Annotated in this window: 24 protein-coding genes and 1 tRNA gene; 11 read left to right on the top strand and 14 right to left on the bottom strand. The window is 70.4% G+C overall.

Annotation, left to right across the window (positions count from 1 at the left end; genetic code table 11):
- The first annotated feature begins 116 nt into the window (after nt 1–116).
- The 5 genes from J5V96_RS09700 (at nt 117) to J5V96_RS09680 (ending at nt 5,414) form a co-directional block, all read left to right on the top strand.
- Entirely contained in the window at nt 117–1,232 is a 1,116-nt protein-coding gene (locus J5V96_RS09700) for a phosphate ABC transporter substrate-binding protein PstS (RefSeq protein WP_208503216.1), read from the top strand.
- A gap of 166 nt (nt 1,233–1,398) precedes the next feature.
- Complete coding sequence (gene pstC / locus J5V96_RS09695) at nt 1,399–2,388, top strand: phosphate ABC transporter permease subunit PstC (RefSeq protein ID WP_236014678.1); 990 nt, start codon at nt 1,399–1,401, stop codon at nt 2,386–2,388.
- Nucleotides 2,388–3,473 (top strand): phosphate ABC transporter permease PstA, encoded by a 1,086-nt coding sequence (gene pstA / locus J5V96_RS09690; protein WP_208503214.1) that lies wholly within the window; start codon nt 2,388–2,390, stop codon nt 3,471–3,473. Before pstC ends, pstA begins: the two co-directional genes overlap by 1 nt.
- A 32-nt stretch (nt 3,474–3,505) precedes the next feature.
- A complete protein-coding gene (gene pstB, locus J5V96_RS09685; protein WP_208503212.1) occupies nt 3,506–4,285 on the top strand; it encodes a phosphate ABC transporter ATP-binding protein PstB in 780 nt (259 codons plus the stop codon).
- Nucleotides 4,286–4,358: 73 nt separating this feature from the next.
- Entirely contained in the window at nt 4,359–5,414 is a 1,056-nt protein-coding gene (locus J5V96_RS09680) for an N-acetylglucosamine-6-phosphate deacetylase (protein WP_208503210.1), read from the top strand.
- On the opposite strand, the gene J5V96_RS09675 is transcribed toward J5V96_RS09680, so the two are convergent.
- The 7 genes from J5V96_RS09675 to J5V96_RS09645 all read right to left on the bottom strand — a co-directional run bounded on the left by J5V96_RS09675 (nt 5,411) and on the right by J5V96_RS09645 (nt 13,266).
- Complete coding sequence (locus J5V96_RS09675; protein ID WP_208503208.1) at nt 5,411–6,307, bottom strand: aminodeoxychorismate lyase; 897 nt, start codon at nt 6,305–6,307, stop codon at nt 5,411–5,413. The two genes, J5V96_RS09680 and J5V96_RS09675, sit on opposite strands and share 4 nt — an antisense overlap.
- A 60-nt stretch (nt 6,308–6,367) precedes the next feature.
- Nucleotides 6,368–7,303, bottom strand: a complete 936-nt coding sequence (locus J5V96_RS09670; RefSeq protein WP_208503206.1) for a carbohydrate ABC transporter permease — start codon at nt 7,301–7,303, stop codon at nt 6,368–6,370.
- A complete protein-coding gene (locus J5V96_RS09665; RefSeq protein WP_208503204.1) occupies nt 7,300–8,223 on the bottom strand; it encodes a carbohydrate ABC transporter permease in 924 nt (307 codons plus the stop codon). The genes J5V96_RS09670 and J5V96_RS09665 overlap by 4 nt, the downstream gene beginning before the upstream one ends.
- Before the next feature lie 10 nt (nt 8,224–8,233).
- Entirely contained in the window at nt 8,234–9,622 is a 1,389-nt protein-coding gene (locus tag J5V96_RS09660) for an ABC transporter substrate-binding protein (RefSeq protein ID WP_208503202.1), read from the bottom strand.
- A 69-nt stretch (nt 9,623–9,691) separates the two neighbouring features.
- Nucleotides 9,692–11,329, bottom strand: a complete 1,638-nt coding sequence (locus J5V96_RS09655; RefSeq protein WP_208503424.1) for a glycoside hydrolase family 13 protein — start codon at nt 11,327–11,329, stop codon at nt 9,692–9,694.
- Between the two features lie 87 nt (nt 11,330–11,416).
- Complete coding sequence (locus J5V96_RS09650; RefSeq protein WP_208503200.1) at nt 11,417–12,427, bottom strand: LacI family DNA-binding transcriptional regulator; 1,011 nt, start codon at nt 12,425–12,427, stop codon at nt 11,417–11,419.
- Nucleotides 12,428–12,636: 209 nt separating this feature from the next.
- A complete protein-coding gene (locus J5V96_RS09645) occupies nt 12,637–13,266 on the bottom strand; it encodes a DNA-directed RNA polymerase subunit beta (RefSeq protein ID WP_208503198.1) in 630 nt (209 codons plus the stop codon).
- 65 nt (nt 13,267–13,331) lie between these two features.
- Between J5V96_RS09645 and J5V96_RS09640 the strand changes: the two genes are divergently transcribed.
- Nucleotides 13,332–13,407, top strand: a tRNA-Lys gene (locus tag J5V96_RS09640).
- 31 nt (nt 13,408–13,438) lie between these two features.
- Here J5V96_RS09640 and J5V96_RS09635 read toward each other — a convergent pair.
- The gene (locus J5V96_RS09635; RefSeq protein WP_208503196.1) at nt 13,439–13,750 is read right to left on the bottom strand and encodes a DUF7882 family protein; all 312 of its coding nucleotides are present in this window, start codon (nt 13,748–13,750) and stop codon (nt 13,439–13,441) included.
- A 120-nt stretch (nt 13,751–13,870) separates the two neighbouring features.
- Here J5V96_RS09635 and J5V96_RS09630 point away from each other — a divergent pair, with 120 nt between their 5' ends.
- The 3 genes from J5V96_RS09630 (at nt 13,871) to J5V96_RS09620 (ending at nt 16,500) form a co-directional block, all read left to right on the top strand.
- Complete coding sequence (locus J5V96_RS09630) at nt 13,871–14,641, top strand: isocitrate lyase/PEP mutase family protein (RefSeq protein WP_208503194.1); 771 nt, start codon at nt 13,871–13,873, stop codon at nt 14,639–14,641.
- Nucleotides 14,642–14,795: 154 nt separating this feature from the next.
- Nucleotides 14,796–15,242 carry a YciI family protein gene (locus tag J5V96_RS09625; protein ID WP_208503192.1) on the top strand — a complete coding sequence of 149 codons (447 nt, stop codon included), beginning with the start codon at nt 14,796–14,798 and terminating at the stop codon, nt 15,240–15,242.
- A 1-nt stretch (nt 15,243) separates the two neighbouring features.
- Entirely contained in the window at nt 15,244–16,500 is a 1,257-nt protein-coding gene (locus tag J5V96_RS09620; RefSeq protein WP_208503190.1) for an RNA polymerase sigma factor, read from the top strand.
- Nucleotides 16,501–16,517: 17 nt separating this feature from the next.
- Here J5V96_RS09620 and J5V96_RS09615 read toward each other — a convergent pair whose 3' ends face one another.
- Nucleotides 16,518–17,084: an isochorismatase family protein gene (locus tag J5V96_RS09615; protein WP_208503188.1), complete on the bottom strand. Its 567-nt coding sequence runs from the start codon at nt 17,082–17,084 to the stop codon at nt 16,518–16,520.
- 42 nt (nt 17,085–17,126) lie between these two features.
- On the opposite strand from J5V96_RS09615, the gene J5V96_RS09610 reads away from it, so the two are divergent.
- Nucleotides 17,127–17,720, top strand: a complete 594-nt coding sequence (locus tag J5V96_RS09610; RefSeq protein WP_307793576.1) for a GyrI-like domain-containing protein — start codon at nt 17,127–17,129, stop codon at nt 17,718–17,720.
- Here J5V96_RS09610 and J5V96_RS09605 read toward each other — a convergent pair.
- The gene (locus tag J5V96_RS09605) at nt 17,690–18,088 is read right to left on the bottom strand and encodes a hypothetical protein (RefSeq protein WP_208503184.1); all 399 of its coding nucleotides are present in this window, start codon (nt 18,086–18,088) and stop codon (nt 17,690–17,692) included. The genes J5V96_RS09610 and J5V96_RS09605 overlap by 31 nt on opposite strands.
- A 63-nt stretch (nt 18,089–18,151) precedes the next feature.
- Complete coding sequence (locus tag J5V96_RS09600; protein ID WP_208503182.1) at nt 18,152–18,583, bottom strand: rhodanese-like domain-containing protein; 432 nt, start codon at nt 18,581–18,583, stop codon at nt 18,152–18,154.
- A gap of 187 nt (nt 18,584–18,770) precedes the next feature.
- Here J5V96_RS09600 and J5V96_RS09595 point away from each other — a divergent pair, with 187 nt between their 5' ends.
- Nucleotides 18,771–19,814 (top strand): LacI family DNA-binding transcriptional regulator, encoded by a 1,044-nt coding sequence (locus J5V96_RS09595; protein ID WP_208503180.1) that lies wholly within the window; start codon nt 18,771–18,773, stop codon nt 19,812–19,814.
- 56 nt (nt 19,815–19,870) lie between these two features.
- On the opposite strand, the gene J5V96_RS09590 is transcribed toward J5V96_RS09595, so the two are convergent.
- The 3 genes from J5V96_RS09590 to J5V96_RS09580 form a co-directional block, all read right to left on the bottom strand.
- The gene (locus J5V96_RS09590; protein WP_208503178.1) at nt 19,871–22,084 is read right to left on the bottom strand and encodes an alpha/beta hydrolase-fold protein; all 2,214 of its coding nucleotides are present in this window, start codon (nt 22,082–22,084) and stop codon (nt 19,871–19,873) included.
- 167 nt (nt 22,085–22,251) lie between these two features.
- On the bottom strand, nt 22,252–23,763 hold the full coding sequence (gene arfA / locus J5V96_RS09585) for an arabinosylfuranosidase ArfA (protein WP_208503176.1): 1,512 nt from the start codon (nt 23,761–23,763) through the stop codon (nt 22,252–22,254).
- Nucleotides 23,764–23,803: 40 nt separating this feature from the next.
- Nucleotides 23,804–26,101, bottom strand: coding sequence for a glycoside hydrolase family 3 protein (locus J5V96_RS09580; RefSeq protein ID WP_208503174.1), 2,298 nt, complete (start codon nt 26,099–26,101; stop codon nt 23,804–23,806).
- Nucleotides 26,102–26,336 lie beyond the last annotated feature (235 nt).

The following is a 26,336-nucleotide window of genomic DNA, read 5'->3' as shown; positions in this document are numbered from 1 at the left end:
TTCACCTTCTGTTAACCGCCACAGCGCAGTCTCTTCACCAGCCCCTCCTACGTTCCTCGTGTGCCCCACGTCGAGGTCGGCACGTCCCAAGAATCCCGAATCGAAACGGACACACAGTGAAGATCACCCGCTTCTCGACCATCGCCGCTCTCGGCGCCGTCGCCGCCTTCACGCTCGCCGGCTGCGCAGCCAACGAGACCGCCGCTCCCGCCGACAGCGCCCCGGCCGACAACGGAGCCGAGACCACCTCGCTCTCCGGCACGATCGACGCCACGGGCGCCTCCTCGCAGGGTTCGGCCCAGGAGGCCTGGGTCGCCGGCTTCCAGACCGCGAACGCCGACGCCAACGTGCTCTACGAGGCCACCGGCTCGGGTGTCGGCCGCGACAACTTCAAGGCGGGCGCCTCCGACTTCATCGGCTCCGACCGTGCGTTCAAGATCGAGGAGATCGAGGAGGGCGGCTTCGGCGCCTGCGCCTCGGACGACATCGTCGAGGTGCCGAACTACATCTCGCCCATCGCGGTCGCCTTCAACCTGGGCGACATCAAGGAGCTCAACCTCGACGCCGACACGATCGCCAAGATCTTCTCGGGCAAGATCACGACCTGGAACGACCCGGCGATCGCCGCGCTGAACGAGGGCGTCGAGCTGCCCGACACGATCATCACGCCCGTCCACCGCGCCGACGCCTCGGGCACGCAGGAGACCTTCCAGAGCTACCTCGCCGCCACGGCGCCGTCGGTCTGGACCTACGAGCCCTCCGACGAGTGGCCGCTGCAGTCGGGTGAGGGCGCCGACGGCACCTCGGGTGTCGTCGACGCGATCAAGGCCGGCGAGGGCTACATCGGCTTCGCCGACGCGTCGCGCACCTCGGACCTCGGCTCCGTGGCCGTGAAGAACGGCGACGAGTTCATCCCGTACTCGGCCGAGGCCGCCGCGGCGCTCGTCGAGGCTTCGCCGCTCGAGGAGGGCCGTGCCGCTCACGACCTCGCCTTCGCCGTCGACCCGGCCGCCGCTCCCGCCGGCTCGTACCCGATCGCGCTCGTCTCGTACCTGATCGGCTGCGTCGAGTACGAGGACGCCGAGGTCGCCTCCCTGGTCAAGGGCTACCTGCAGTACGTCACCTCGGAGGAGGGCCAGCAGGTCGCCGCCGAGGCCGCCGGTGCCGCTCCCCTCTCGGCCGGCCTGATCGAGAAGGTCGCGACCGCGATCGACGCGATCGTCACGGAGTGATCCTGATCGCCTGAACGACGAAGCCGGTGCCCTCGCGCTCCCCTCGTGGGATCCTCATCCTCGAGGAGCGCGAGGGCTCCGGCCCGTCACGGCCCCGGCAGGGGCCGGCCCGCACCACCCGCGTTTCCCTTGCTGAACCCGAGCCTCTGAGGAGTGGGACCCCCGCATGACCACGACCATGACCGAGCCGCCGGCCACCGCCGCCGCAGCGCCGGGCACGCCACCGAAGGCCGTCAAGCGCCTCGGCGACCGCATCTTCTCGGGCACCGCGCTCGGATCGGGCATCGTCATCCTGGTCACGCTGGCCGCGGTCGCGCTGTTCCTCGTGATCCAGTCGCTGCCGGCGTTCCAGTCCGACACGACCGACAACAACATCCTCAAGGGCGAGTCGTTCTGGACGTGGGTGGGCCCCATCGTCTTCGGAACCGTCTGGGCCGCGGCGATCGCGCTCGTCGTCGCGACGCCGATCGCGCTCGGAATCGCCCTGTTCATCTCGCACTACGCGCCGCGCAAGCTCGCCGGCGTCATCGGCTACGTCATCGACCTGCTCGCGGCCGTGCCGTCGGTCGTGTTCGGCCTGTGGGGCGCGCTCACCTTCGCCCCCGTGCTCGTGCCGTTCTACAAGTGGCTGAACCAGAACCTCGGCTGGATCCCGATCTTCGCCGTCGACGAGGGCACCGCGCCGTCGGGCTCGGGCAAGACGATCCTGACCGCCGCCCTCGTTCTGGCCGTGATGATCCTGCCGATCATGACGGCCATCTGCCGTGAGATCTTCCTGCAGACCCCGAAGCTGCACGAGGAGGCCGCCTTGGCCCTCGGCGCGACCCGCTGGGAGATGATCCGGATGGCGGTGCTCCCCTTCGCCCGCTCCGGCATCGTGTCCGGCGCCATGCTCGGCCTCGGCCGCGCGCTCGGCGAGACCATGGCCGTCGCGATGGTGCTCGCGCCGTCGTCGCTCGTGACCTTCCAGCTGCTGAGCACGGTCAACCCGTCGACGATCCCCGCCACCATCGCGCTGCGCTTCCCCGAGGCGCACGGCGACGGCACCGCCACCCTGGTCGCGGCGGGTCTGATCCTGTTCGTGGTGACCTTCGCCGTCAACTTCCTCGCGCGCTGGATCGTGGCCCGCCGAGCCGAGTTCTCCGGAGCCAACTGATGACCGCCGTCGCGCCCTCCCGCCCGATCTCCCAGCTGACCTCGGGGCACCTGCCCAAGAGCATGCCGTGGATCCTTCTCGCGTTCTCGATGTTCGTCTCGGGGGTGCTCTTCGCGCTGCTGAACACCTCGGGTGACCTCGCGGAGTTCAACATCGCCGGCACGCTCCTGCTGGGCATGGTGATCTACCTGATCGCGATCACGGTCGTCTCGAGCATCGCCGAGAGCCGCCGCCACGCCACCGACCGCCTGATGACGGCGCTCGTCGCGAGCGCCTTCGTGCTCGCGCTCATCCCGCTCGTCTCGCTGCTGTTCACGGTGGTCGTCAACGGCCTCACCCGCATGGACGGCGAGTTCTTCAGCTTCTCGATGCGCAACATCGTCGGCGCCGGCGGCGGCGCCGTGCACGCCATCTGGGGCACGGTGCTCATCACGCTGGTGGCCGCCCTGATCTCGGTGCCGATCGGCATCATGACCGCGATCTATCTCGTCGAGTACGGCGCCAACGGCCGCATCGCGAAGATCATCACCTTCCTCGTCGACGTCATGACGGGCATCCCCTCGATCGTCGCGGGTCTGTTCATCTACGCGGTGTTCTCGCTCATCCTCGGTCCGGGCGTCTCGTTCGGCTTCATGGGCGCGCTCGCGCTCAGCGTGCTGATGATCCCGGTCGTCGTGCGCGGAACCGAGGAGATGCTGCGCATCGTGCCCAACGAGCTGCGCGAGGCGTCGTACGCGCTCGGCGTGCCGCGCTGGCTGACGATCGTGAAGGTCGTGCTGCCCACGGCCGTCACCGGCATCACGACGACCATCATGCTGTCGATCTCGCGCGTCATCGGCGAGACGGCGCCCCTTGTGCTCACCGCCGGCATCACGCCGAACCTCAACGTGAACCTGTTCGACGACCCGATGATGACGCTGCCCGTGTTCGCGTTCATCAGCTACGACCAGCCCGGTGTGGACGTCCAGGCGTACCTCGACCGTGCATGGGCCGCGGCCCTGACCCTCATCTTCATCGTCATGGTGCTCAACCTCGGCGCGCGTGTGATCGCCAAGATCTTCGCGCCGAAGATGACCGGCCGCTGACCCGAACCCCAGAGACTGCGAAAGAGAACCTGATGTCGAAGAGCATCGAAGTCAACGACCTGAACGTCTACTACGGCGACTTCCTCGCCGTCGAGGGCGTGAACATCGAGATCCAGCCCCGCACCGTCACGGCCTTCATCGGCCCGTCGGGCTGCGGCAAGTCGACCTTCCTGCGCACCCTGAACCGCATGCACGAGGTCATCCCGGGCGCGCGCGTGCAGGGCGAGGTGCTGCTCGACGGCGAGGACCTGTACGGCACCGGCGTGGATCCGGTGATGGTGCGCCGCCAGGTGGGCATGGTCTTCCAGCGCCCGAACCCGTTCCCCACCATGTCGATCCGCGAGAACGTGCTGGCCGGCGTCACCCTGAACAACAAGCGCATCTCGAAGGGCGACGCCGACGACCTCGTCGAGAAGTCGCTGCGCGGCGCCAACCTCTGGAACGAGGTCAAGGACCGCCTCGATCGTCCCGGTTCGGGCCTGTCGGGCGGTCAGCAGCAGCGTCTGTGCATCGCCCGCACGATCGCCGTCTCGCCCGAGGTGATCCTGATGGACGAGCCCTGCTCGGCCCTCGACCCGATCTCGACCTTCGCGGTCGAGGAGCTCATCAACGAGCTCAAGAACGACTACACCGTGGTCATCGTGACGCACAACATGCAGCAGGCCTCGCGCGTGAGCGACAAGACCGCGTTCTTCAACATCGCCGGCACCGGCAAGCCGGGCAAGCTCATCGAGTTCGACGAGACGGAGAAGATCTTCACGTCGCCGTCGGTGCAGGCCACCGAGGACTACGTCTCCGGCCGCTTCGGGTGATCCACGCCCCCGCAGCGCGCACGACCCCGCCCTCAGGCGGGGTCGTTTCGCGTTCGTACGGCAGGATGGCCGCATGACAGTGATCGCGGCGGATCGGGTGATCGACGGATCCGGATCGGACGGTCCCGGCTGGGTGCGGGTGTCGCACGGGCGCGTGGTCGAGCGCGGTTCGGGTGTGCTGTCCACGGCGCGCCACCGCGTCGATGCGATCGTGCCCGGCTTCGTCGACGTCCACGTCCACGGCGCCTGCGGTCTCGACTTCGCGACCGTCGGCTCGGATCCGTCCCTCGCGATCGCGTGGCACGCCTCGCGCGGCTCCACGTCGCTCGTCGCCTCGCTCGCCACCGGCACCGTGGACGACACCGGCCTGCGCCTCGCCGAGCTCGCGCCGATGGTGCGCGAGGGCCTGCTCGCGGGCCTCCACCTGGAGGGGCCGTTCCTCAGCGAGGGGCGCCGCGGCGCCCACAATCCGGCGCTGCTGCGAGCGCCGTCGCGCCCCGAGATCGACCGTCTGCTGGAGGCGGGCGACGGGACCGTGCGCATGATCACCCTGGCACCCGAGCTCCCGGGCGCCCTCGAGGTCATCCCCGCGCTCGTGGCGGCCGGCGTGCGCGTCGCCATCGGCCATACCGAGGCCTCGACCGACGTCGTGGCACAGGCGGTCGACCGTGGCGCGTCCGTCGTGACGCACCTCTTCAACGGGATGCCGCCGCTGCACCATCGCTCCCCCGGGCCGGTCGGCGTCGCGCTCAGCGACGCGCGGCTCTCGGTCGAGCTGATCGGCGACGGCGAGCACCTCGACGACCGGGTGATCGACCTCGCCCTGCGGGAGTGCGCGGGCCGCGCCCTGCTCGTCTCGGACGCGATGGCGGCGGCGGGGCTCGGCGACGGCGCCTACACCCTCGCCGGCTCGCCGGTGACGGTGCGAGACGGTCTCGCGCTCACGGCGGATGGCGCGATCGCGGGATCCACCTCGTCCGTCTCGGATGCGGTGAACCGTCTGCTCGCGCGCGGCGCGGATCCGGCCCTCATCGTCGAGCTCACGGCACTCGCCCCGTCGCGGGCGCTGGGCATGGCGGTGCCCCCGCTGGCCGTGGGGATCTCCGGCGGCAGGGCCGCGAAGCTCTAGTCGCGCGGGCTCAGCAGGTAGGCGTTCATCGCGGCGGTGAGCTCGGCGTCGACCGGCATCTCCCGACCGTCGAGGTGTGTGACCGGCGCGGCCAGGCGCACGCTCGAGACGAGCCACAGGCCGTCGGCGTCGGCGAGCGATCCGGCGGGCACGTGCTCGTAGTCGGTGGAGTGGCCGTTCTCCTCGAGCCAGTCGAAGAGGCTGAGCTGGGTGGTTCCCTGCAGGATGCCGCCCGTGGGCTCGGGCGTGATGAAGCGATCGTCGCGACGCAGGATGACCGAGGCCGTGGGCGCCTCGAGCACGTAGCCGTCGCTCGCGAGGAAGATCGCGTCATCCGCGCCTCGACGGTGCGCCTCGCGCAGCGCGGCCATGTTGACCGCGTACGAGAGGGTCTTGGCCCCCAGCAGCAGCCAGGGCGCGCGCACGGCGGCGCCCGAATCGAGGCCGCGATCGAGGGTGGCGACCCGGATGCCCTCGGCACGCGCCCGCGTGAAGTCGGCGGCGGGCGAGGCCGTGACCCAGGCCGTCGGGCCCTCGAGGCCCGTCGCGACGCGTTCGACGCCGCGGCTGAGCAGGAGCTTGATCGCGCTCTCCCCCGCCGGGCATTCCGCCGCGGCGCGGTCGACGGCCGCCCGCCACTGCGACAGGTTCGGCGCCGGGAGGTCGCAGAGGCGGGCTGAATGCGCGAGACGTTCGAGGTGCGCCTGCACCTCCTGCGGGTGGCCGTCGACGACGCCGATGGTCTCGAAGATGCCGTCGCCGCGCTGCGTGCTCAGCTCGCCCACGCTCAGCGCGGGCGCATCCGGATCGATCACCGACAGGGTGCCGGAGAAGTCGGTGCGGGTGTCCGCGGCGTCGACGGGGGCCACGAGAAGGGCGAAGCGCCAGGTCATTGTTTCCTCCAGGCACGAGACGGTGACGGCGAGTCGAGCCTAGACCGACGGCGTCGCCGCTCAGCCCTTGACGGCGCCCCCCAGCCCCGCGCTCGCGAGGAAGGTGCGCTGGAACAGCAGGAACAGCGCGACCGGGATCAGCGTCGCGATCGCGAGCGCCGCGAGGAACACCCCCAGCTCGGTCGATCCCGCGATGGCCGGCAGCCGCACCGAGAGCGGCTGGATCGACGGATCCTTCAGCACCAGCAGCGGCCAGAGGAAGTCCTTCCAGCTGGCGATGATGGCGAACACCGACACCACTCCGAGGATCGGCTTCGACATGGGCAGGACCATCAGCAGGAAGATGCGGTACGGACCCGCACCGTCCATGCGCGCAGCCTCGAACACCTCCCTCGGGAGCGTGTCGAAGAAGCGGCGCACGAGCAGCACGTTGAACGCGCTGGCTCCGGCGGGCAGCCACACGGCCCAGAAGCTGTTGATCATCGACTGACCCAGCAGCGGCGGATCCAGGATCGTCAGGTACAGCGGCACCAGCAGCACGATCGACGGGATGAACATGGTCGACAGCACCAGGCCCTCGACGATGCGGCCGTACCGGGGACGCAGCACGCTCAGCACGTAGCCGCCCGTGGTGGCCACGAGCATCTGGGAGGCCCACGATCCCAGCGCGAGCCACACGGTGTTGAGGAAGTACCGGCTGATCTGCACGTCGTTCCACGCCTTGCCGAGGTTCTCCCACGCGAAGCCGTTCGGGAAGACGGCGAGCGGCTCGCGCAGGATGTCGGCGGTGGGCGTGATCGCGAACTTCGCCAGCAGCAGCATCGGGCCGAGGCCGGCGACGACGAGCAGCACCAGCAGCAGCACGTGCGAGGTGCCGAGCGTCCATCGCACCGACGGGCGCCGCCAGTCGGCCTCCGAGACGGCGCCGCGCTCCTCGTCCGAGGCGGGGCGCCGCCGGCGGATCGATCCGCGGGGCGGGGCGACGACGGCGGTCATGACTGGCTCCAGGACTTGGTGAGGCGGAAGTAGAGGGCGCTGAACAGGGCGAGCACCGCGGCGAGCATGAGCGACAGTGCCGTCGCGGCACCGTAGTTGCCGCCGAGCGAGTTCTCGAACGCGTAGCGGTAGATCAGCAGCAGGATCGTCAGCGTCGCGTTCGCGGGGCCGCCGCCGGTGAACAGGTACGGCTCGAGGAACACCTGCGCCGTGGCGATGATCTGCAGGATCAGCGTGATGAAGACGACTCCGCGCAGCTGCGGCAGCGTCACGTGCCAGATCTTGCGCCACACCCCGGCGCCGTCCACCTCGGCCGCATCGTACAGCTCGGCCGGCACCGACAGCAGGGCGGCCAGGTAGATGATGATCGTGCCGCCCGCACCGGCCCAGGTCGCCGCGAGCACCAGCGACGGCATGGCGGTGTCCGGATCCTGCAGCCAGGGGAAGGGGCCGAGGCCCACCCATCCGAGGATCGTGTTGAAGACGCCGGTGGGGCTGCCGTTGTAGAACACCTTCCACAGCAGCACCGAGACGACCGGCGGCACCACCACGGGCAGGTACGCCAGCGCGGAGTAGAGGCCCCGCAGACGGCGCACCTCGCTCATCAGCACGCCCGCGATGAGCGGCACGGGGAAGCCGATGAGCAGCGCGAGGAACGCGAACCACAGGGTGTTGCCCACGGCCACCGGCAGCAGCGGGTCGTTGAGCACGTAGGCGAAGTTGTCGATGCCGACCCACTCGGGCGGTGCGACGAGGTTGGTCTTCTGCAGGCTCATCACCACGGACCGCAGGATCGGGAACCACGAGAAGACGCCGAAGACCAGAAGGAGCGGCAGGAGGAAGACGAGGGAGTGCACCCCGTCGCCGCGGAGCCACGAGCGGGCTCCGCGGCGACGGGACGCCGGAGACGAGGTGCTCACGATGCGGCGGTCACTCCGCGTCGAGCAACTGCTGCGCCTGCTCGTCGGCGGCCTTCAGCAGCGCGTCGATGTCGGCGTTCTCGTCGGTGAGCACGGCCTGCACGACCGGGTCGAGGAGGGCGTAGATCTCCTGCGTCTTGTGCGAGAACTCGCCCACGAGCGGCAGGTCGAACATCTTGTCGGTGTAGCCCGTCATCTGGTCGAGCGGCACGTTGATGTAGTCGGCGATCCACTCCTGGTTCTGCTCGTACTGCGCCTGGTCGAACATGGGCAGCACAGGGGTGCCGATCGGCTGGTTGTCGGCGGCGAGCGTCTCGGCGTCGGCGACGGCGCGCTCCTCGTCGACAAGCTTGGCCGTGTAGAAGAAGTCGATCCACTGGATCGCGGCGTCCTTGACCTCGTCGGACGCGTTCGCCGGCACGCCGGCGAGAGTGCCGCCGGAGAGGACGCCCGCGTCGTCACCGTCGAGCGGGAGCGCCGTCAGGCCGTAGACGGCCGGGTCGAGCGCGTTGGTCTGCACCATCGAGGTGTAGACGTCCGAGCCCGAGGTGAACATCGCGACCTGGCCGGCCGCGAAGGCCTCGTTGATGCTGCCCCAGTCGAGCAGGAAGTTCGCGCCGAGCGAGTTGTCCTCCCAGCGGCGCTCCTTCAGCCACTCCAGCGCCTCGACGGTGCCGTCGTTGTGGAGGGTCGAGGTGACCGTTCCGTCGTCCGCGACCTCCTGCATCCGGCCGCCGCGTGCGTACGAGGCGACCGTGAGCTGCCAGCCGCCCGTGTTGTTCTGCGACATCTGCATGTAGCCGGCGACGCCGGGGTTCGCATCGGCGATCTTCTTCGCGTACTCGGCGACCTCGTCCCACGTCGTCGGGGGGACGTCGGGGTCGAGCCCCGCCGACTCGAACAGGGCGCGGTTGTAGTGCAGGCCCACGCCGTAGACGTTCTTGGCGGGCACGGCGTAGACCTTGCCGTCCTCGCCCGAGCCCGCCTCGAGCACCGCCGGGTTGAACCGGTCCGCGTACTCGAGGGTGTGGAACTGCTCGTCCATGTCGGCGAGCTGGCCGTTCTCGATCAGGGTCTTCGCGTCGGTGAAGGGGATCTCGAACACATCGGGCAGCGTGCCGCCCGCGAGCTGGGCCGCGAAGGTCGTGGCCTTCCACTCGTACTCCTCGGGCACCACGTCGATGTCGGGGTGCGCGGCCTCGAACTCCTCGACCTGCGCGTTGAAGGCGTCGATGGCGGCCTGCTCGGATCCGGGCAGCAGCGAGACGACGCGCAGGGTCGTCTTGCCGTCGGCCGAGCCGCCGTCGTCGGCGCCGCCCGTGCCGGCACTGCAGGCTGTCAGTGCCAGGGCGATGGATCCCGCCGCGGCGAGCGCGAGCGGGCGTCGGATGGTGTGCATCTCTTCTCCTCGGTGAGAGCGGTCGGCGACGTCGCGCGACCGGATGGGGGATCGGTGTGGGACGGAAGGTCAGGGGGTGACGCGCACCCAGACGGCGGTGTCGCGTGGGAGGGCGGGGCCGCCGTCGGGGGCGGAGGCGAGCAGGATCTCCCCGGTCACGGCGACCGGCTGCTCGCCGAGGTTCGCGATCACCGCGACGTCGCCGCGGGTGAAGGCGAGCACGTCGGATCCGGCGTCCTCCCGCCAGACGAGGGGCGCGTCGGCGAGCGAGGCCTCGGCGCGGCGGCGAGCGGTCACCGCGCGGTAGAGCGCGAGCATCGAGGCCGGATCCTGCTCCTGCGCCTCGACGGACAGCTCGCCCCAGCCGGCGGGCTGCGGCAGCCAGGGCGCGGCGGCGCCGTCGGCTCCGAAGCCGAAGCTGCTGCCGCCGCGGGTCCACGGCAGCGGCACGCGGCATCCGTCGCGACCCGGGTCCACTCCCTCGGATCGGAAGTGCATCGGATCCTGGATCGCCTCGCGCGGCAGGTCCTCCACCTCGGGCAGCCCCAGCTCGTCGCCCTCGTACACGTACATGGCGCCCGGCAGCGCGGCCACCAGCACGGCCGCCGCGCGGGCACGGCGGGTGCCGAGGTCGAGGTCGGTGGGGGTGCCGAAGCGCTTCTTCGTGAAGGCGAAGGAACTGTCCTCGCGCCCGTAGCGCGTGACGGGCCGGGTGACGTCGTGGTTCGAGAGCACCCACGTCGGGGTCGCGGCGACCGGCGCGTGGGAGGCCAGCGTCGCCCGGATCGACTCGCGCAGCTGCTCGGCGTCCCAGGGGCGCGCCATGAAGTCGAAGTTGAAGGCGGTGTGCATCTCGTCCGGACGGAGGAACCGCGTGAAGCGCTCCACGTCGGGCAGCCACACCTCGCCGATCAGCACGCGCGGCTCGGGGTACTCGTCGGCGATGGCGCGCCAGGCGCGATAGATGTCGTGCAGCTCGTCGCGGTCGGCGTGCGGATGACCACCCGGGCCCGGCTCCGCGGGCACCTCGGGCAGGGTGCGGTCCTTCACCAGCAGGGCGGCGGAGTCGATCCGGATGCCCGCGGCGCCGCGGTCGAACCAGAAGCGCAGGATCTCCTCGTGCTCGCGGCGCACGTCGGGGTGGTCCCAGTTCAGGTCGGGCTGCTCGGGCGAGAACAGGTGCAGGTACCACTCGCCCGGGGTGCCGTCGGGGTTCGTCGTGCGGGTCCAGGTGGTGCCCTGAAAGTCGGAGACCCAGTTCGTCGGCATCTCGTCGCCATCCGGCCCCTTGCCCGGGTGGAACCAGAAGCGCTCCCGCTCGGGAGATCCCGGGCCGGCGGCCAGCGCCTCCTGGAACCAGCGGTGCTGGGCGCTGACGTGGTTGGGCACCACGTCGACGATCGTGCGGATGCCGAGGTCGAGGGCCTCGCGGATCAGCTGCTCGGCGTCGGCGAGCGTGCCGAACTGCGGGTCGATCGCCCGGTAGTCGGCGACGTCGTACCCGCCGTCCGCCAACGGCGAGACGTACCACGGGGTGAACCAGATCGCGTCGATGCCGAGGCTCGCGAGGTAAGGCAGGCGGGAGCGCACGCCGGCGAGGTCGCCGGTGCCGTCGCCGTCCGCGTCGGCGAAGCTGCGCGGATAGACCTGGTAGATCACCGCGTGGCGCCACCACTCGGAGGCATGCGAAGGAGACTCAGACATCATCACGATGACTGAGCGTAAGCACTCGACAGGATCAACGCAAGAAGTTGATTCTTGCGTGACGGAAACGAGACCTTCCGTCGGGTGGGGTCAGCGCATCGGCGCCCCCGCGGTGGATCCCCGCACCACCAGCTCGGGTTCGAACAGCAGCTCCTCCTGGGGCGCGGGCTCCCCCGCCACCATGGCGGCGAGGATCTCCACCACCGCTCGGCCCATCGCCTCGATCGGCTGACGCACGGTCGTGAGCGACGGGTCGGTGAGGTTCATCAGCGCCGAGTCGTCGAAGCCGACGATCGACACGTCTCGCGGGACGCTGAGTCCCGCGCGACGGGCCGCGCGCACGGCGCCGAGCGCGAGCGGATCGCTCGCGCAGACGATGGACGTGGCGCCCGCGGCGAGGAGGCGACCGGCGAGCGCCTGGCCGCTCTCGAGCGAGTACTGCGCGTGCACGACCATGTCGTCGGGGATCTCGACGCCGTTGTCCGCCGCCCACGCACGAGCGGCCGCGAGTTTGCGCTCGGACGGCACGTGGTCGCCCGGACCGAGCAGGAGACCGATGCGGGTGTGGCCGAGCGCGGCGATGTGCCCCAGCGCGAGCCGCATGGCGATGAGGTCGTCGCAGGAGACCCCGGGCAGGCCGAGCTCCTCGATCGCGCCGTTGACGACCACGGTGGGCAGGCCGCGATCCCGCAGCAGCGCGTAGTGGTCGTGATCCTTGTTGCGCTCGGCATAGAAGCCGCCGGCGAAGATCACCCCAGACACCTGATGCCCGAGGAGCATGTCGACGTACTCGGCCTCCGAGACGCCGCCCGCGCTGCGCGTGCACAGCACCGGGGTGTACCCCTGCTGAGCCAGCGCACCGCCGACCACCTCGGCGAAGGCCGGGAAGATCGGGTTGATGAGCTCGGGCAGCACCAGGCCGACCAGACGCCCGCGGTCGCCGCGCAGCTTCACGGGCCGCTCGTAGCCGAGCACATCGAGCGCCGTGAGCACGGCGGCGCGGGTCGCCTCCGATACACCCGGCTTGCGATTGAGCACACGACTGACCGTCGCCTCGCTCACTCCGACCTTCTGAGCCACCTCGGACAGACGCTTCGACATGCCCATATCTTGCGCACCGTTGCAAGATGCTTGCAAGTCTTGCAGTCGGGTTGCAACCGTCGGCGCCCCCGGAAAAGAGAAACGCCGAGCCGCAGAAACGCCTCTCGGCGCAAGGCCGCTCGGAGCGGCGAATATTGGAGCCCGGGGTTTGCTGCGGCCCGGCGTACCCAGTTTAACAAGCCCGGCGGCCGGGTATTCCCGGGGCCCCGTCAGGTGAGAGAGTCGCGCCGCCAGAGGCGAGCACAGACCGTGAGGTCGCGCGCGTAGGTCGACAGGCGCAGGGCGCGGCGGGTGAGCTCGCTCGCGCGCTCCGGCTCGGTGGGCTCGTAGTCGTCGGCCAGGTGCGTGGCGCCGGAGGCCTCCACGCGGCAGAAGGCCGCGGCGCGGTCGAGCGCGACGGCGAAGTCGCCCTGGAACGCGCCCCGAAGGATCGCGTCGATCAGCGCGACGAGCTCGGTCGGGCCCGCCGGCGTGGGCGCGCCCGCAACGGCGGCGTCGGACGACTCGAGCTCGACGCGCCCTCGGTCATAGAGCAGGGCCGCGGTGGCCGGGTCGTCGTGGATCGAGACCTGCAGCAGGTACAGACGCCACAGCGATCCGGGCAGGCTGGTCGCGGAGGAGCGCGACCAGAGCTCGGCGATGTCGTCGATGCCGTGCAGCTTCGTGAAGGCGATGAGGCGGTCGACCGCCTCCGGATCCTGCTCCTCGCGCACGCGGGAGAGCAGCACCGCCGCGGTGGAATGCGCGGCGCGCGACAGCTCGGCGGGATCCGGCGCCTCGAAGAGCCGGTCGAAGGTCTCCGACGGGCGCTTCACGGGCTTGTGGAAGTCGTCGGTCATCCCTCAAGGCTAAGCCTGCGCGAGCGCGGCGCGGCCGCACGTCCCGGGGCATCTAGAGTGGATGCGGGCCTATAGCTCAGTTGGCAGAGCATCGGACTTTTAATCCGCGGGTCGTGGGTTCGAGCCCCACTGGGCCCACCACAGGGCATCCGGCGACGCGGGCTGCGTGCCGTCAGCTCTCGCCTTCGATCTCCTCGGGGGTGAGCATGATGCCGCCGAGCGCGTGCGCGGATTCGGACATCCGGGTAAGCCATCGCTGGTTCAGCTCGGGCGGCTCGTCCTCGTCGAAGATGAACCTCAGCGGGATGGCCGGGTTCAGCCAGATGGTCGAGCGTCCGCCGGCCTTGCCGGGCGGGTGCTTCCACGAGACCGCGAAGCTCTCCCCGCGCCTCAGCTTCGAGAGCACGACGACCTTGAGATGAGACAGCGCGCGATCCTCGATCTCGATGGGCGGCTCGACGCTGTCGTAGATGAGGATTCCCATGGGCGGAAGATACGCCCACCCGTCCCCTGTGCCGAGGGCATGGACACGGCGCCAAATCCGTGCAGGAAGTTCATCGACGGATCCTGTCCTGACGTCGGCGGGCAGGGATAACGTCTGACCATGACCACCACACAGGATCGCGCCCTCTCCCTCAAGGCGCTGCACGAGGCGCCGGAGATCCTCCGCGTCGTCAACGTCTGGGACGCCATCAGCGCCAAGGTCGTCGCCGACCTTCCCGGCACGAAGGCTCTCGCCACGGCGGGACACTCGATCGCGGCGAGCCACGGCTTCGCCGACGGCGAGATCCCGCTCGACCGGATGCTCGCCGCGGTCGCGGAGATCGTCGCCGCAACGGATCTGCCGGTGACGGCCGACCTCGACAACGGCTACGACGACCCGGCCGAGACCACCCGTCTCGCGATCGGGGTGGGCGTGGTCGGCGCCAATGTCGAGGACCGCATGGTTCCGCTCTCCGACGCGGTCGCGCGCGTCGAGGCCATCGTGAAGGCCGCCGAGGCGGAGGGCGTGGCCTTCCAGCTGAACGCCCGCACGGATGCCTTCGTGCGCGGGACGGGCCCCATCGAGGAGCGCCTGCAGGAGGCGATCACGCGCGGACGGGCTTTCCTCGAGGCCGGAGCGTCGCTCGTGTTCGTGCCCGCTCCGCTCGATCGCGACCTCACCCGGGCGCTGGTCGAGGGCATCGGCGAGCGCAAGGTCAGCGTCATCGGCCTGCCCGGGGCCCTGACGGCCGCCGAGTACGAGGCGCTCGGCATCGCGCGCATCTCGTACGGCCCGCTCCCCCAGCGCGTCGCGTTGCGGGCCCTGCGCGACCTCGCCACCGACCTCTACGCCAACGGCGTGATCCCCGAGGACACGCCCCCTCTGAACTGAGCTTTCGCGGGAAGGCCCGGGCGACTCGGCTCGCGTCGCACACCCGGCAAAAAAGCGGACGGAGATTTCCGGCGACCTTGTCGATCCCGGGCCTTCTCATCCGACGCGTAGATGACGGGGCCGGATGGCGGCCCCACCTGACAAGGAGTCCGAGATGCCCAAGTACATGCTGATCATGCGCGCCACCGACGAGGCCGTCGCGGCCTACAACGAGATCCCCTTCGAGGAGGTCATCGCCAGGATGGGCGCCTACAACGAGTCGATGATGAAGGCCGGGGTGATGGTGGGCGGCGATGGCCTCGCCCCCGAGCCGGGTCTCGTGGTCGACTTCACGCAGACGGCGCCCGTCGTCACCGACGGCCCCTACGGCGAGACGAAGGAGCTGTTCAACGGCTTCTGGGTGCTGGAGGTGCCGACGATCGAGGAGGCCGCCGAGTGGGCGAAGCGCGCTCCGCTCACCCCGGGCAACAAGCTCGAGATCCGGCGCGTCACCGACGAGTCGGACTTCCCGTCCGACAACGAGTGGGTGCAGAAGGAGGAGGGCTGGCGCGAGGAGCTCGCGGCGAAGAACTCCCCCGACTCCGGCCGCTCCGAGGCCTGAGATGACCGCCGACACGGCCTCGGCCGCCGCCGCCTCCGCGCGGCGCGCGGTCGAGGCCGTGTGGCGCATCGAGGCGGCGCGCATCGTCGCCTCTCTCACGCGCGTGACGCGCGACTTCGCCCTCGCCGAGGACGTCGCGCAGGAGGCGCTCGCCGAGGCGCTGTCGTCGTGGCCGTCGACCGGTGTGCCGGCGAATCCGGGCGCGTGGCTCGTGGCCGTCGGCAAGCGGCGGGCGATCGACCACTGGCGACGGGCCGCGACGGCGGACGACCGCTACGCGGTGCTCGCCCGCGAGCTCGACGAGACGACCGAGCCCTCGTGGGACCCGGATGCCATCCAGGACGACGTGCTCCGGCTCGTCTTCGTCGCCTGCCACCCCGTGCTCTCCCGGGAGGCGTCGATCGCGCTCACCCTGCGCGTCGTCGGCGGTCTGTCCACGGAGGAGATCGCGCGGGCGTTCCTCGTGCCGGTGGCCACCGTGCAGCAGCGGATCGTGCGGGCCAAGAAGACCCTCGCGGCGGCGGCCGTGCCCTTCGAGGTGCCGCCGCCCGACGAGTACCCCGCTCGCCTCTCGGCCGTGCTGAGTGTGCTGTATCTGATCTTCAACGAGGGCTACGCGGCGAGCGCGGGGGAACGGTGGATGCGCACCGACCTCAGCCGCGAGGCCCTGCGCCTGGCGCGCGTGCTCGCGGGCCTCGCTCCGAAGGAGCCCGAAGCGCACGGTCTGGTCGCGCTCATGGCGCTCAGCGCCGCGCGCTTCCCCGCCCGCCTGGATGCATCCGGGGATCCGATCCTCCTGGCGGATCAGGATCGCACGCGCTGGGACCGCGGGCTGATCGCGCTCGGCAGGAACGCGCTGGCCTCCTGCGACGCGCTGGGCCGAGGGCGCGGCCCCTACGCCCTGCAGGCGGCCATCGCTGAGTGCCACGACGTGGCGCCGTCGATCGACGACACCGATTGGGAGCGGATCGCGCTGCTCTACGAGGCGCTCGGTCGCATCGCGCCGTCGCCCGTCGTCGAGCTGAACCGCGCCGTCGCCGTGTCGATGGCCGAGGGGCCCGCGACCGCCCTGCGGATCGTCGACGAGCTGGGCGGGTCACTGGCGGGCTACGCGCAGCTGCCCGGGGTGCGCGCCGAGCTGCTCCTCCGGCTCGGGAGGCGGGACGAGGCCCGCGCCGAGCTCGAGAAGGCTGCTGCTCTCACCGGCAACGACAAGGAGCGCGCGGTGTTCCTCCGCAAGATCGCGTCGCTCGGCTGAGCTCCGTGCGCCCGCGCTCAGGCGAGCTCGGCGCCGGCGTGCGCGAGCTCCGCGAGCGCGGCCTCGCTGGGCTCGGGGGCGACGCCCGCGACGAGCGCGGTGAGGATGCGCACGTGCTGTCCGTGCTCGAGGGCATCCAGCGCCGTGGCGCGCACGCAGTGGTCGGTCGCGATGCCCACGACATCGACCGTCTCGATCCCGCGCTCGATGAGCACGGCGGCCACGGTGGATCCGTCGTCCGTCACACCCTCGAACATCGAGTAGGCCGGCTTGCCCTGCCCCTTCTTGACGTGGTGCGTGATGGCGGAGGTATCGAGGTTCGTGTCGTACTCCGCGCCGTCGGTGCCGGCGATGCAGTGCGCGGGCCAGCTGTCGACGAAGTCGGGCGCGTCGGAGATGTGCCCGCCGTTGTCGCTGTCGGGGTCATGCCAGTCGCGCGACGCGATGATCGCGTCGTAGTCTCCCGCATGCTCCTCCAGGAGGCGCGTGATGCCGGCCGCCGTGGCGTCGCCTCCGGTCACGCCGAGCGCGCCGCCCTCGGTGAAGTCGTTCTGGACGTCGACGATCAGCAGTGCCCGGGTCATGTTCCGAGCGTACGCCCGCGGAAAGAGGACGAGAATGGCCGCGTGTCCAACAAGGTCGACTTCCAGAAGACGCTCGACGCGTATCGCGCGAAGCGGGGCGAGTTCCGCGTGCTCGACGTCCCGGACCAGCGGTATCTGATGATCGACGGCCACGGCGATCCGAACACCCCGGTCTTCGCCGCCGCGGTCGAGCAGCTGTATCCCGTCGCGTACCGGCTGAAGTTCGCGTCGAAGCGCGAGCTCGCGCGCGACTACGTCGTGCCGCCGCTGGAGGGGCTGTGGTGGGCCGACGACTACGCCTCCTTCACCGACGCCCGCGACAAGTCCCTCTGGAGCTGGACGCTGCTGATCCTGACTCCCGATTGGATCCCGCCTGAGCTGTTCGCGGCGGTCGATCCCGGATCGGTGCGCCTGGAGACGCTCTCGGAGGGTCGCTGCGTGCAGACCCTGCACGTCGGATCCTTCGACGACGAGGCGCCGCTGCTCGAGCGGATGCACACGGAGGTCATCCCGTCGCAGGGCCTCGCGCTGACCGGCCTCCACCACGAGATCTATCTCAGCGACCCCCGCCGCGTGGCCCCCGAGAAGCGCAGGACGATCCTGCGTCAGCCGGTGGTCACCATCGCCACGACCTGAACGACCACGGCGAGCACGCCCACGCCACCGCAGGCCAGCGCGACGCCGCCCAGCAGACGAGGCAGGGGCGACCGGTGGTGCAGGCGCACGTCACTCGCCGAGCCCACGCGGTGGAAGGCATCGACCTCGTCGCCGTCGGCGGCCTCGCGCAGCTCGTCGGTCAGCGGCGCGGTGTGCACGCCGTCGTCGCCGAACCAGCGCAGGCTGCCCTGCTGCCCGACATCGTCGAGCAGGACGGCCCGGATCGGCACCCAGGTGCCGTCGGCGAGCTTCGCGACGAGCGCGCCGGCGCCGAACACCGCGGCGGCCCCGAGGCCGACCCAGGTGAGGATCTCGGCGACCGCCCCGACCAGCAGCGCCGGATTCATGCGGCGAGCGGGAGGGGGGCGGGATTCACCCGTTCATTCTGTCAGGCCGCCGCCGACCGGCGCTCAGCCCAGCGGTGCGGTCAGGGGGTCGATCGGCCGGCGGGTGCGCCCGTCCGCCGTCTTGATCGCGAACCCCTCGCGGGCCCAGTACTCGAAGCCGCCGATCATCTCCTTCACGGGGTAGCCCAGCTGGCTCAGCGCGAGCGCGGCCCGGGTCGCGCCGTTGCAGGCGGGACCCCAGCAGTAGACGACGAGGTTCGGCAGTCCGGCGAGCTCGGCGTGCCGCTCGGCGAGCTCCCCGCCGGGGAGGTGGATCGCGTTGGGCACGTGCCCCTGGTCGTAGGAGGCCCGGCTTCGCACATCGATGAGCGTGATCGGCTCCCCCGCCGCGCGCGCGGCGGCCACGTCGGACGGATCGGTCTCGTGGCGCAGCTTGCGCGCGAAATACGCGATCGCGTCGGAGGTGTCTGTCGTGGCGGTCAGAGCGTCGGTCATGGATCCATCGTGGTGCGCGGGACATGAGCGTCGCGAGGCGGCGGGCGGACGGCGATCGGCGGGATCCTGCCACCCGCGACGCCGGCGAGGCCGGTGGACACCGACGTCCGGCGTGACATCGAGGCGCGCGACCGCGCGGCTAGAGTGGATAGATCCGCCCGAAGTGACTCAGCCGATTGGTGGCTTGATGGACCCGACGCTGCACGACGTCGCGAGGCTCGCGAGCGTATCGATCAAGACGGTCTCGAATGTCATCCACGACTATCCGCATGTGAGCGCGCCCCTGCGCGAGCGCGTGCAGGCCGCGATCGCGGAGCTCGGCTACCGCCCCAACCTGTCGGCCCGCGGACTGCGATCGGGTCGCACGGGTGTGATCGGTCTCGCGGTGCCCGCCCTGAGCGAGAACTACTTCGCCGAGCTGGCCGACGCCGTCATCCGCGCGGCCGACGCCCAGGGACTCGGGGTGCTCGTCGAGCAGACCAGCGGCGATCGCGAGCGCGAGCTGCGTGCCGTCAGCGGCGGTCGCGCACGCATGACCGATGGCCTCCTGTTCAGCCCGTATGCGCTCGGTCAGGAGGACGTCGATGCGCTGAGCACGCAGTTCCCGATCGTCCTGCTCGGCGAGCGCATCTTCGACGGCCCGACCGACCACGTCACGATGCACAACGTCTCCTCCGCACGCGCGGCCGTGGAGCACCTCATCGACATCGGCCGACGCCGCATCGCCATCCTCGGAGCCGAGGAGGAACCCGGATCCGGCACGAGCTCCGCTTCTCTGCGCCTCGCCGGCTACCGAGAGGCCTTCGCCGGAGCCGGCATGGATGTCGATCCGCGCCTGATCCGGTCCGCCGAGCACTGGACGCGCGCGGCGGGCGCGGCGGCGATCCATCGACTCGTCGCGGAGGGGACGCCCTTCGACGCGGTCTTCGCGCTCAACGACGCCCTCGGGCTCGGCGCGCTCCGCGCCCTCGGCGAGGCGCGACTGCGCGTGCCCGAGGACGTGGCGGTGATCGGCTTCGACGACATCGACGAGGCCAAGTTCTCGATGCCGTCGATGTCGAGCGTCGACGCGGGCAGCAAGGAGATCGCCAAGACCGCCGTCGCGCTGCTCATCGAGCGCATCGAGGAGAAGGGCGAGCGTCGCCCGCCGCGCACCATCAAGCCGAGCTTCCGGATCATGCGACGCGAGTCGACCGGCTTCGCGGGGCGGCCCGCCGACAGCCGCTCCTGAGCACGAGAGAAGGCCGGGGCGATCGCCCCGGCCTTCCCTCATTCGGTCTCCGCTGCTCAGCCTGCGGGGAACAGCTTCGGCAGGAAGTCGATCAGCGCCTTCTGCCACACGTCCCAGCTGTGCGGGCCGGGGATCGGGGTGTTGAACTCGTGGTTCACCCCGCGGGCCTTGAGCGACCCGATCAGCGACAGCGTGTTCTGGTACGTGAAGTCCTGGAAGTCGCCGGTGTAGATCGACAGCAGCTTGGTGCCGTTGTTGATCGCCGCGATGTCGGCACCCGCCGGCACGTTGCCGAACGCCGAGAACGCGCCGACGTACCCGAACTCACCGGGGTGCGCCCAGAGCGTGCTGAGCGCGTGGCCCGAGCCCATCGAGAGTCCGGCGACCGCGCGCTGCGCGCCCTCCGAGCTCACGTTGTACGCGGCCTCCGCGGCCGTGGTGATCCGCTCCGTGATCTCCCGGGGGAAGTCCACGCCGTTGCCGTTGGCCATCACGACCACCATCGGGGTGATCGTGCCCTTGGCGTAGTGGTTGTCGAGGATCTGCGCGGCACGGCCCACCTGGATCCAGTCGCTCCACGTCTGCCCACCGCCGTGCTGCAGGTACAGCACCGGGTACGCCTCGGCGCGGTCCGCGTCGTAGCCCGGGGGCGTCCAGACGTAGGCCTGGCGCGTGGTGCCCGCGATGCTGCTGTAGTCCATCACCGCGACGGCGCCGCGCTGCTCGGGCGCGACGTCCTTGGTGTACTCCGCGCGCAGTCCCTCGCCATCGACGTAGAACGTGCTCCAGTTGGGCTCGGAGTTGACGACGGTCGGGTTGCCCGAGTCCTTCGCATCCACGCGGTCGCCCGTCAGGCGGTAGTAGTACGAGCCGCCCGGAAGGGCGCCCACGGTGAGGGTCCAGCGGTCGCCCTCGCGCACCATGGGGATGCGCAGCCAGTTGCCGGAGGGACCCCAGTTGGCCCACACGTTGACGTTCTTGGCGTCGGCGAACTTGGTGGTCTCGAAGGTGACGACCCCGTTGTCCTCGATCCAGGGGGTCGGCGTGGTCCCCGGCGCGGGGAGCACGTGCTCGGCCTCGAGCGCGATGTGCCCCTCGGACATGCCGTGGTCGTCGACGTCCTGGAAGATCCGGGTGCTGAAGTCGCGCAGCGCCTCCTGCCACGTCTCCCAGACATCGCCGTGGTCGGGGTTGGAGCCGTCGGACTCGAACTCGACGCCCGCCTCCTCGAGCTGCGCGGCCAGCGCCACGGTGGCGTTGTACGAGTCGTCGGTCACGTTGCCCGTGTACAGGCGCACGAGGTCGGTGCGGGAGTTGATCTGCTTCGCCTTGCCCTTGCTGATCTTCCCGGTGAACGAACCCGAGAAGGCGCCGACGTGGGCGAAGGCCCCCGTGTCGGACACCAGCAGCTCGATGGCCTGGGTCGCGCCGCGGCCGATGCCGGCGATCGCCCGGTCCTCCGCGTCGGAGGACACGTTGTAGTCGGCGCTCACCGCCGGGGCCAGATTGTTCAGGATCTCCTGCTTGACCTTCTGGGTCTCGCTGTCGGCCATCACCACGACCATCGGCTCGATGCGCCCCTCCAGGGCGAGGTTGTCGAGGATCTGCGTGGCGCGGCCGAGCTCGTTCCACTCCTTGTGGGACTGGCCGCTGTCGGAGAGCAGGAACAGCACCGGGTACTCCTCGGCGCGGTCGGCGTCGTATGCCGGCGGCGTCCAGACCTGCGCGGAGCGCTGGGCCTCGGCCGCATTGCTCCAGTAGTCGAGCGTGGAGACCTGCCCGCCCCCGGTGGCGTCGGCCAGCCAGGCCGCTTCCTCCCCGTCGACGAAGAAGGTGCTGAGGTCGGGCTGGGACGTGACGACCTGCGGGGCGGCCGGGTTGCCGAAGTGGATCTCCTCCTCGGTGCCCGCAATGGTCGCCTCGTAGTGGAAGGAGTACAGTCCCGGCTCCAGCGGGCCCAGCGTGGCCACCCAGTTGGTGCCGTTGCGGTCGAGGTTGAGCAGCGACGAGTCATGCCCCGGCCCGAAGTTGCCCTCCACGCGCACGGTCGCCGGCGCCGTTCCGACCGCATCCAGCACCGCGGAGTTCGGCACCGTGAAGCGGTAGATGCCGTCGCCCGGCTCGCTGACCCAGCTGTCGCCGGAGACGGCCGCCGCGGCGGGCTGCGCGGCGATCAGCGCGCACGCGCTCATGGCCGCGGCGGTGAGAGCGGCGACGGCGCCACGCCTCATCCCGCGCGCGGATCCCGCCGATTTTCGAGTGTCGATCATCATTGATTCCTCTCATTCGATGGCACGCGGAATACCCCCGGGGTGGCGAGGATCTCGCCACCCCGGAAGAGCCGGCACCGGGATTTACAGCGTCGTAAATCGCATCGCGTTCATTATTCGCACAGCACGCGAGGGATGTCCAGATGCAATTTACTACGTTGTAGACGTCATCCCAGGGCGACGGCCGTCCACGAGACCGGCGGCAGAGTGAGGCGCAGCACGCCGCCGTCGAGCGCCACGGTGTCGCTCGGTGCCGGGGCCACCCGCTCCCGGTCCTCGAGGGTGTTGCGGGCGTGGATGTCCGCGTCGGTGAGCACGTGGGTCTCCCGCACCGACACTTCGCCCAGGCTGACCACGTCGACCTCGACGCTGATCGACTCGGTGGTGCTGCGGTTGACGAGGAACACCGCGGCGGTGCCGTTCGCGGCATCGTGCGTCGCCACGGCATCCACCAGCGGCACCTCGCCGTAGCGGGCGGTCTCGTAGGTCGGAACATCGAGCTTGACCTCGAGCGCCTCCCCCTGCGCCAGGCGCGAGGTGAGCGAGAAGGGGTAGAACGTCGTCTGCCGCCACGCCGGCCCGCCCGGCTCGGTCATGATCGGAGCGATGACGTTCACCAGCTGGGCGAGCGACGCGCTCGTCACACGGTCGGCGTGCTTGAGCAGCGAGATCATCAGACCGCCGAAGACGACCGCATCCAGCACCGAATAGCTGTCCTCGAGGATCCGCGGGGCGACGGGCCAGTTGCCGATCCCCGTGATCTTGTCGACCCCCTCGTACCGGTCGATGTACCAGACGTTCCACTCGTCGAACGAGATGTCGATCCGCTTCGAGCTGCCGCGCACGGCGCCCACATGATCCGCCGTGGCGACGACCGACTCGATGAAGCGATCCATGTCCACGCCGGAGGCGAGGAAGGAGCCGGTGTCGCCGTCCTTCTCCTGGTAGTAGGCGTGGCAGGAGATGTAGTCGACGTCGTCGTAGGTGTGGCCGAGCACCACGCGCTCCCACTCCCCGAAGGTGGGCATCTGCGCGCCGGAGGATCCGCAGACCACGAGCTTCAGGTCGGGGTCGATCTGACGCATGCCCTTGGCGGTCTGCGCCGCGATCTTCCCGTAGTCGTCGGCCGAGCGATGACCGAGCTGCCACGGCCCGTCCATCTCGTTGCCGAGGCACCACATCTCGATGGCGAAGGGCTCCTCCCGCCCGTTCGCGCGACGGCGCTCACTCAGTTCGGTGCCGCCCGGGACGTTCGCGTACTCGAGCAGGTCGAGCGCCTCGAGGGTTCCGCGCGTGCCGAGGTTGACGGCCATCATGAGGTCGCTTCCGACCTTCTCGAGCCAGGACGAGAACTCGTGCAGACCCACCTCGTTGGTCTCGGTCGAGTGCCACGCGAGATCGAGCCGGCGAGGCCGCTGCTCGCGCGGGCCCACCGAGTCCTCCCAACGGAACCCCGAGACGAAGTTGCCGCCGGGGTAGCGGATCGTGGACACGCCGAGCTCGCGCACCAGCTCGATCACGTCCTGGCGGAAGCCCTCGGCATCCGCCGTCTCGTGGCCGGGTTCGTAGATCCCGTCGTAGATGTGCCGCCCGAGGTGCTCCACGAACCCTCCGAAGAGGCGTCGGCGGATCCGTCCGATGGCGAAGTGCGGATCGATGGTCATACGGGCAGAGGGCATGGAGGCTCCTTGTTCGAGTAGTGGTTTGGTCGGTGCCGCGTCAGGCGACTTCGGTGAGAAGCACGGGGTCGACGACCTCGCGCACGGGGCCGGTCAGGACGACGGTCGCGGTATGGGGCAGGTCACCCACGGACAGTCCCGCGGAGAGCACGATCTCGCCGGGCTCCACGATCCGCCGGCGCGAGAGCCCGGTGAACGAGAAGCGGTCGGCGTGGAGCCGGAACGCCACGCGGGTGCTCTGCCCCGCGTCGAGGCGCACGCGGGCATACCCGACGAGCTGACGCACGGGACGAGTGACCTGCGCGACCGGATCCGCGGAGTAGAGCTGGACGACCGTCTCCCCCGGGCGATCCCCGGTGTTCGCGACGGTGACGGTCGCGGTCACGGTCGCATCGGTGGCCATCTCGGTCCGGTCCAGATCGAGGCCTGTGACCTCGAAGCGGGTGTACGAGAGGCCGTGACCGAAGGGGAACGCCGGGGCGATCGAGAGATTGCTGATCCGGTCTCCGTCCTGACCGAGCGGCGGCGCGAGGTACGTGTGCGGCAGCGCCGCGGCACCGTGGGGCACCTGCACCGGGAGGTGGCCGCTGGGGTTGACGGTGCCCGCGAGCACACGCGCGAGAGCGCCCGCGCCCTCCACGCCCGGCATAAAGGCCTGCACGATCGCCCCCGCGCGGCCGACGAAGCGTCCGATCGCGTACGGCCGCCCCGAGAGCACCACGAGCACAACGGGGGTGCCGGTCGCGAGGATCCGCTCGACGAGCCGCCCTTGCTCACCCGGAAGATCGAGCGACGGGGCGTCGGATCCCTCGCCGGAGGTGCCCTTGCCGAACATGCCCGCGTGGTCGCCCACGATCACGACCGCGAGATCCGCGTCCTTCGCGGCCGCCTCCGCGCGCGCCAGCTCGTTCTCATCCGCGGGCGCCTGCAGCGGGCAGCCGCGCTCGACGACGACCTGGGCCCCCGGCAGCTCCGCGCGCAGCGCCTCGGGAAGCGACTCGGCGTCCAGGCCGAGCCCGAACTGCGGGTGACGAGGCAGCACGTGCACCGGATAGGAGTAGGCGCCCATCATGGCGCTCGGATCGTCGGCGCAGGGCCCGATCAGCGCGATCCGCGCGGTGGCCGCGGCCAGCGGCAGCGCGTCGCCGGAGTTGTCGAGCAGCACGATGGAGGTCTCGGCGAGACGTCGCGCGATGCCTCTGTTCTCGGCGCTGTCGAGGTCGCGATGCGCCGGCTCTGCGGGCGCCCACCCCTCATCGAGCAGACCGAGCTCGAACTTCTGGCGCAGCACGCGCCGCAGCGCCTGGTCGATGTCCGCCTCCGTGCGCTGCGGATCCGGATCGTCGGCGTGGAGGTGGAGGAACGCCGAGCTGTCGGGGAGCTCGACATCGAGCCCGGCGTGGAGCGCCAGGCGACCGGCTTCCGCCATCGTGCCGGCCACGCCGTGCTTGGACTTGAGGAACGCGACGGCCCAGTAGTCGGACACGACCGTGCCCTCGAAGCCCCATTCGCCGCGCAGCAGATCCGTGAGCAGCCACCGATCCGCCGCCGCCGGCACACGATCCGTCTCGGTGTACGAGTTCATGACGCTGCGGGCGCCCGCGGAGCGCACGGCCATCTCGAACGGGGGAAGCACAAGATCCCGCAGCTCCCGCTCCCCCATCGAGACCGGGGCGTGATTGCGTCCGCCGCGCGAGGTGGCGTGACCGGCGAAGTGCTTCAGGGTCGCGATAACGCCCGCCTCCTGGAGGCCCTCGACATACGCCGACGCCAGGGTGCCCACCACGTACGGATCCTCGCCGAGGGTCTCCTCGACGCGCCCCCACCGGTAGTCGGTGACCACGTCGAGCACGGGCGAGAGTCCCTGGTGCACGCCGACGGCGGCCATGTCACGGCCGATGGCGCGCGCCATCTCCGCCACGAGGTCCGGATCGAACGTGGCCGCCCAGGCGAGGGCTGTCGGGTAAACCGTCGCACCGAGGGTGGTGAAGCCCGTGAGGCACTCCTCGTGCACGATCGCGGGAATGCCCAGGCGCGTGGCCTCGATCAGATGACGCTGCGCCGCCTGCACCTGCGCCATGCCCTGCTCGGCCGTCACGGGCGAGGTGCCGAACACCCGGGTCAGCTGGCCGATCCCGTCGCGCACCGCGTGCTCGAACGGGGGCCGGCCGTTCGAGAAGACGTCCTGCATCGGGGCGATGATCTCGCCCGACGAGCGCTGATCGGCCCAGTACGCCCCGAGCTGCGCGATCTTCTCCTGCGGGCTCAGCTCTGCGATGAGCGCGTCCAGCCGCTCTTCGATGTCGATCCGGTTGTCGCGCCATGTTTCGCCGGCCATGCCGTGCTCTCTCCTCCGGGGCGTCGGCGCCCCCTCGTCCAGTCATGTCCAACGTTGGACTTGACAAATGCCGCCGCCAGAACGCAACGTTGTAAACGTTCTGACGGGAGCCCATCCTTTCCTGTCGAGGACGAGTACGCAAACCCGATACGAACGGGCATGTGGCGAGGCGAACGGCCCCCCGTAGCGCCTCAGATCAGCCGCCGGCACCCGCAAGCCGAAGCGCGCGTTCGGG

The organism is Microbacterium stercoris, assembly GCF_017592545.1.
Lineage (GTDB): Bacteria > Actinomycetota > Actinomycetes > Actinomycetales > Microbacteriaceae > Microbacterium > Microbacterium stercoris.
Note: the sequence above shows the minus strand (reverse complement) of the source record. Positions and strands in the feature narration are given on the sequence as shown.

Coding starts and splice junctions, on each gene's coding strand:
- pstC (WP_236014678.1), top strand. CDS start 1,399: ATGACCACGACCATGACCGAGCCGCCGGCCACCGCCGCCGCAGCGCCG.
- pstA (WP_208503214.1), top strand. CDS start 2,388: ATGACCGCCGTCGCGCCCTCCCGCCCGATCTCCCAGCTGACCTCGGGG.
- pstB (WP_208503212.1), top strand. CDS start 3,506: ATGTCGAAGAGCATCGAAGTCAACGACCTGAACGTCTACTACGGCGAC.
- J5V96_RS09680 (WP_208503210.1), top strand. CDS start 4,359: ATGACAGTGATCGCGGCGGATCGGGTGATCGACGGATCCGGATCGGAC.
- J5V96_RS09675 (WP_208503208.1), bottom strand. CDS start 6,307: ATGACCTGGCGCTTCGCCCTTCTCGTGGCCCCCGTCGACGCCGCGGAC.
- J5V96_RS09670 (WP_208503206.1), bottom strand. CDS start 7,303: ATGACCGCCGTCGTCGCCCCGCCCCGCGGATCGATCCGCCGGCGGCGC.
- J5V96_RS09660 (WP_208503202.1), bottom strand. CDS start 9,622: ATGCACACCATCCGACGCCCGCTCGCGCTCGCCGCGGCGGGATCCATC.
- J5V96_RS09655 (WP_208503424.1), bottom strand. CDS start 11,329: ATGATGTCTGAGTCTCCTTCGCATGCCTCCGAGTGGTGGCGCCACGCG.
- J5V96_RS09650 (WP_208503200.1), bottom strand. CDS start 12,427: ATGTCGAAGCGTCTGTCCGAGGTGGCTCAGAAGGTCGGAGTGAGCGAG.
- J5V96_RS09645 (WP_208503198.1), bottom strand. CDS start 13,266: ATGACCGACGACTTCCACAAGCCCGTGAAGCGCCCGTCGGAGACCTTC.
- J5V96_RS09635 (WP_208503196.1), bottom strand. CDS start 13,750: ATGGGAATCCTCATCTACGACAGCGTCGAGCCGCCCATCGAGATCGAG.
- J5V96_RS09630 (WP_208503194.1), top strand. CDS start 13,871: ATGACCACCACACAGGATCGCGCCCTCTCCCTCAAGGCGCTGCACGAG.
- J5V96_RS09625 (WP_208503192.1), top strand. CDS start 14,796: ATGCCCAAGTACATGCTGATCATGCGCGCCACCGACGAGGCCGTCGCG.
- J5V96_RS09620 (WP_208503190.1), top strand. CDS start 15,244: ATGACCGCCGACACGGCCTCGGCCGCCGCCGCCTCCGCGCGGCGCGCG.
- J5V96_RS09615 (WP_208503188.1), bottom strand. CDS start 17,084: ATGACCCGGGCACTGCTGATCGTCGACGTCCAGAACGACTTCACCGAG.
- J5V96_RS09605 (WP_208503184.1), bottom strand. CDS start 18,088: ATGAATCCGGCGCTGCTGGTCGGGGCGGTCGCCGAGATCCTCACCTGG.
- J5V96_RS09600 (WP_208503182.1), bottom strand. CDS start 18,583: ATGACCGACGCTCTGACCGCCACGACAGACACCTCCGACGCGATCGCG.
- J5V96_RS09595 (WP_208503180.1), top strand. CDS start 18,771: ATGGACCCGACGCTGCACGACGTCGCGAGGCTCGCGAGCGTATCGATC.
- J5V96_RS09590 (WP_208503178.1), bottom strand. CDS start 22,084: ATGATCGACACTCGAAAATCGGCGGGATCCGCGCGCGGGATGAGGCGT.
- arfA (WP_208503176.1), bottom strand. CDS start 23,763: ATGCCCTCTGCCCGTATGACCATCGATCCGCACTTCGCCATCGGACGG.
- J5V96_RS09580 (WP_208503174.1), bottom strand. CDS start 26,101: ATGGCCGGCGAAACATGGCGCGACAACCGGATCGACATCGAAGAGCGG.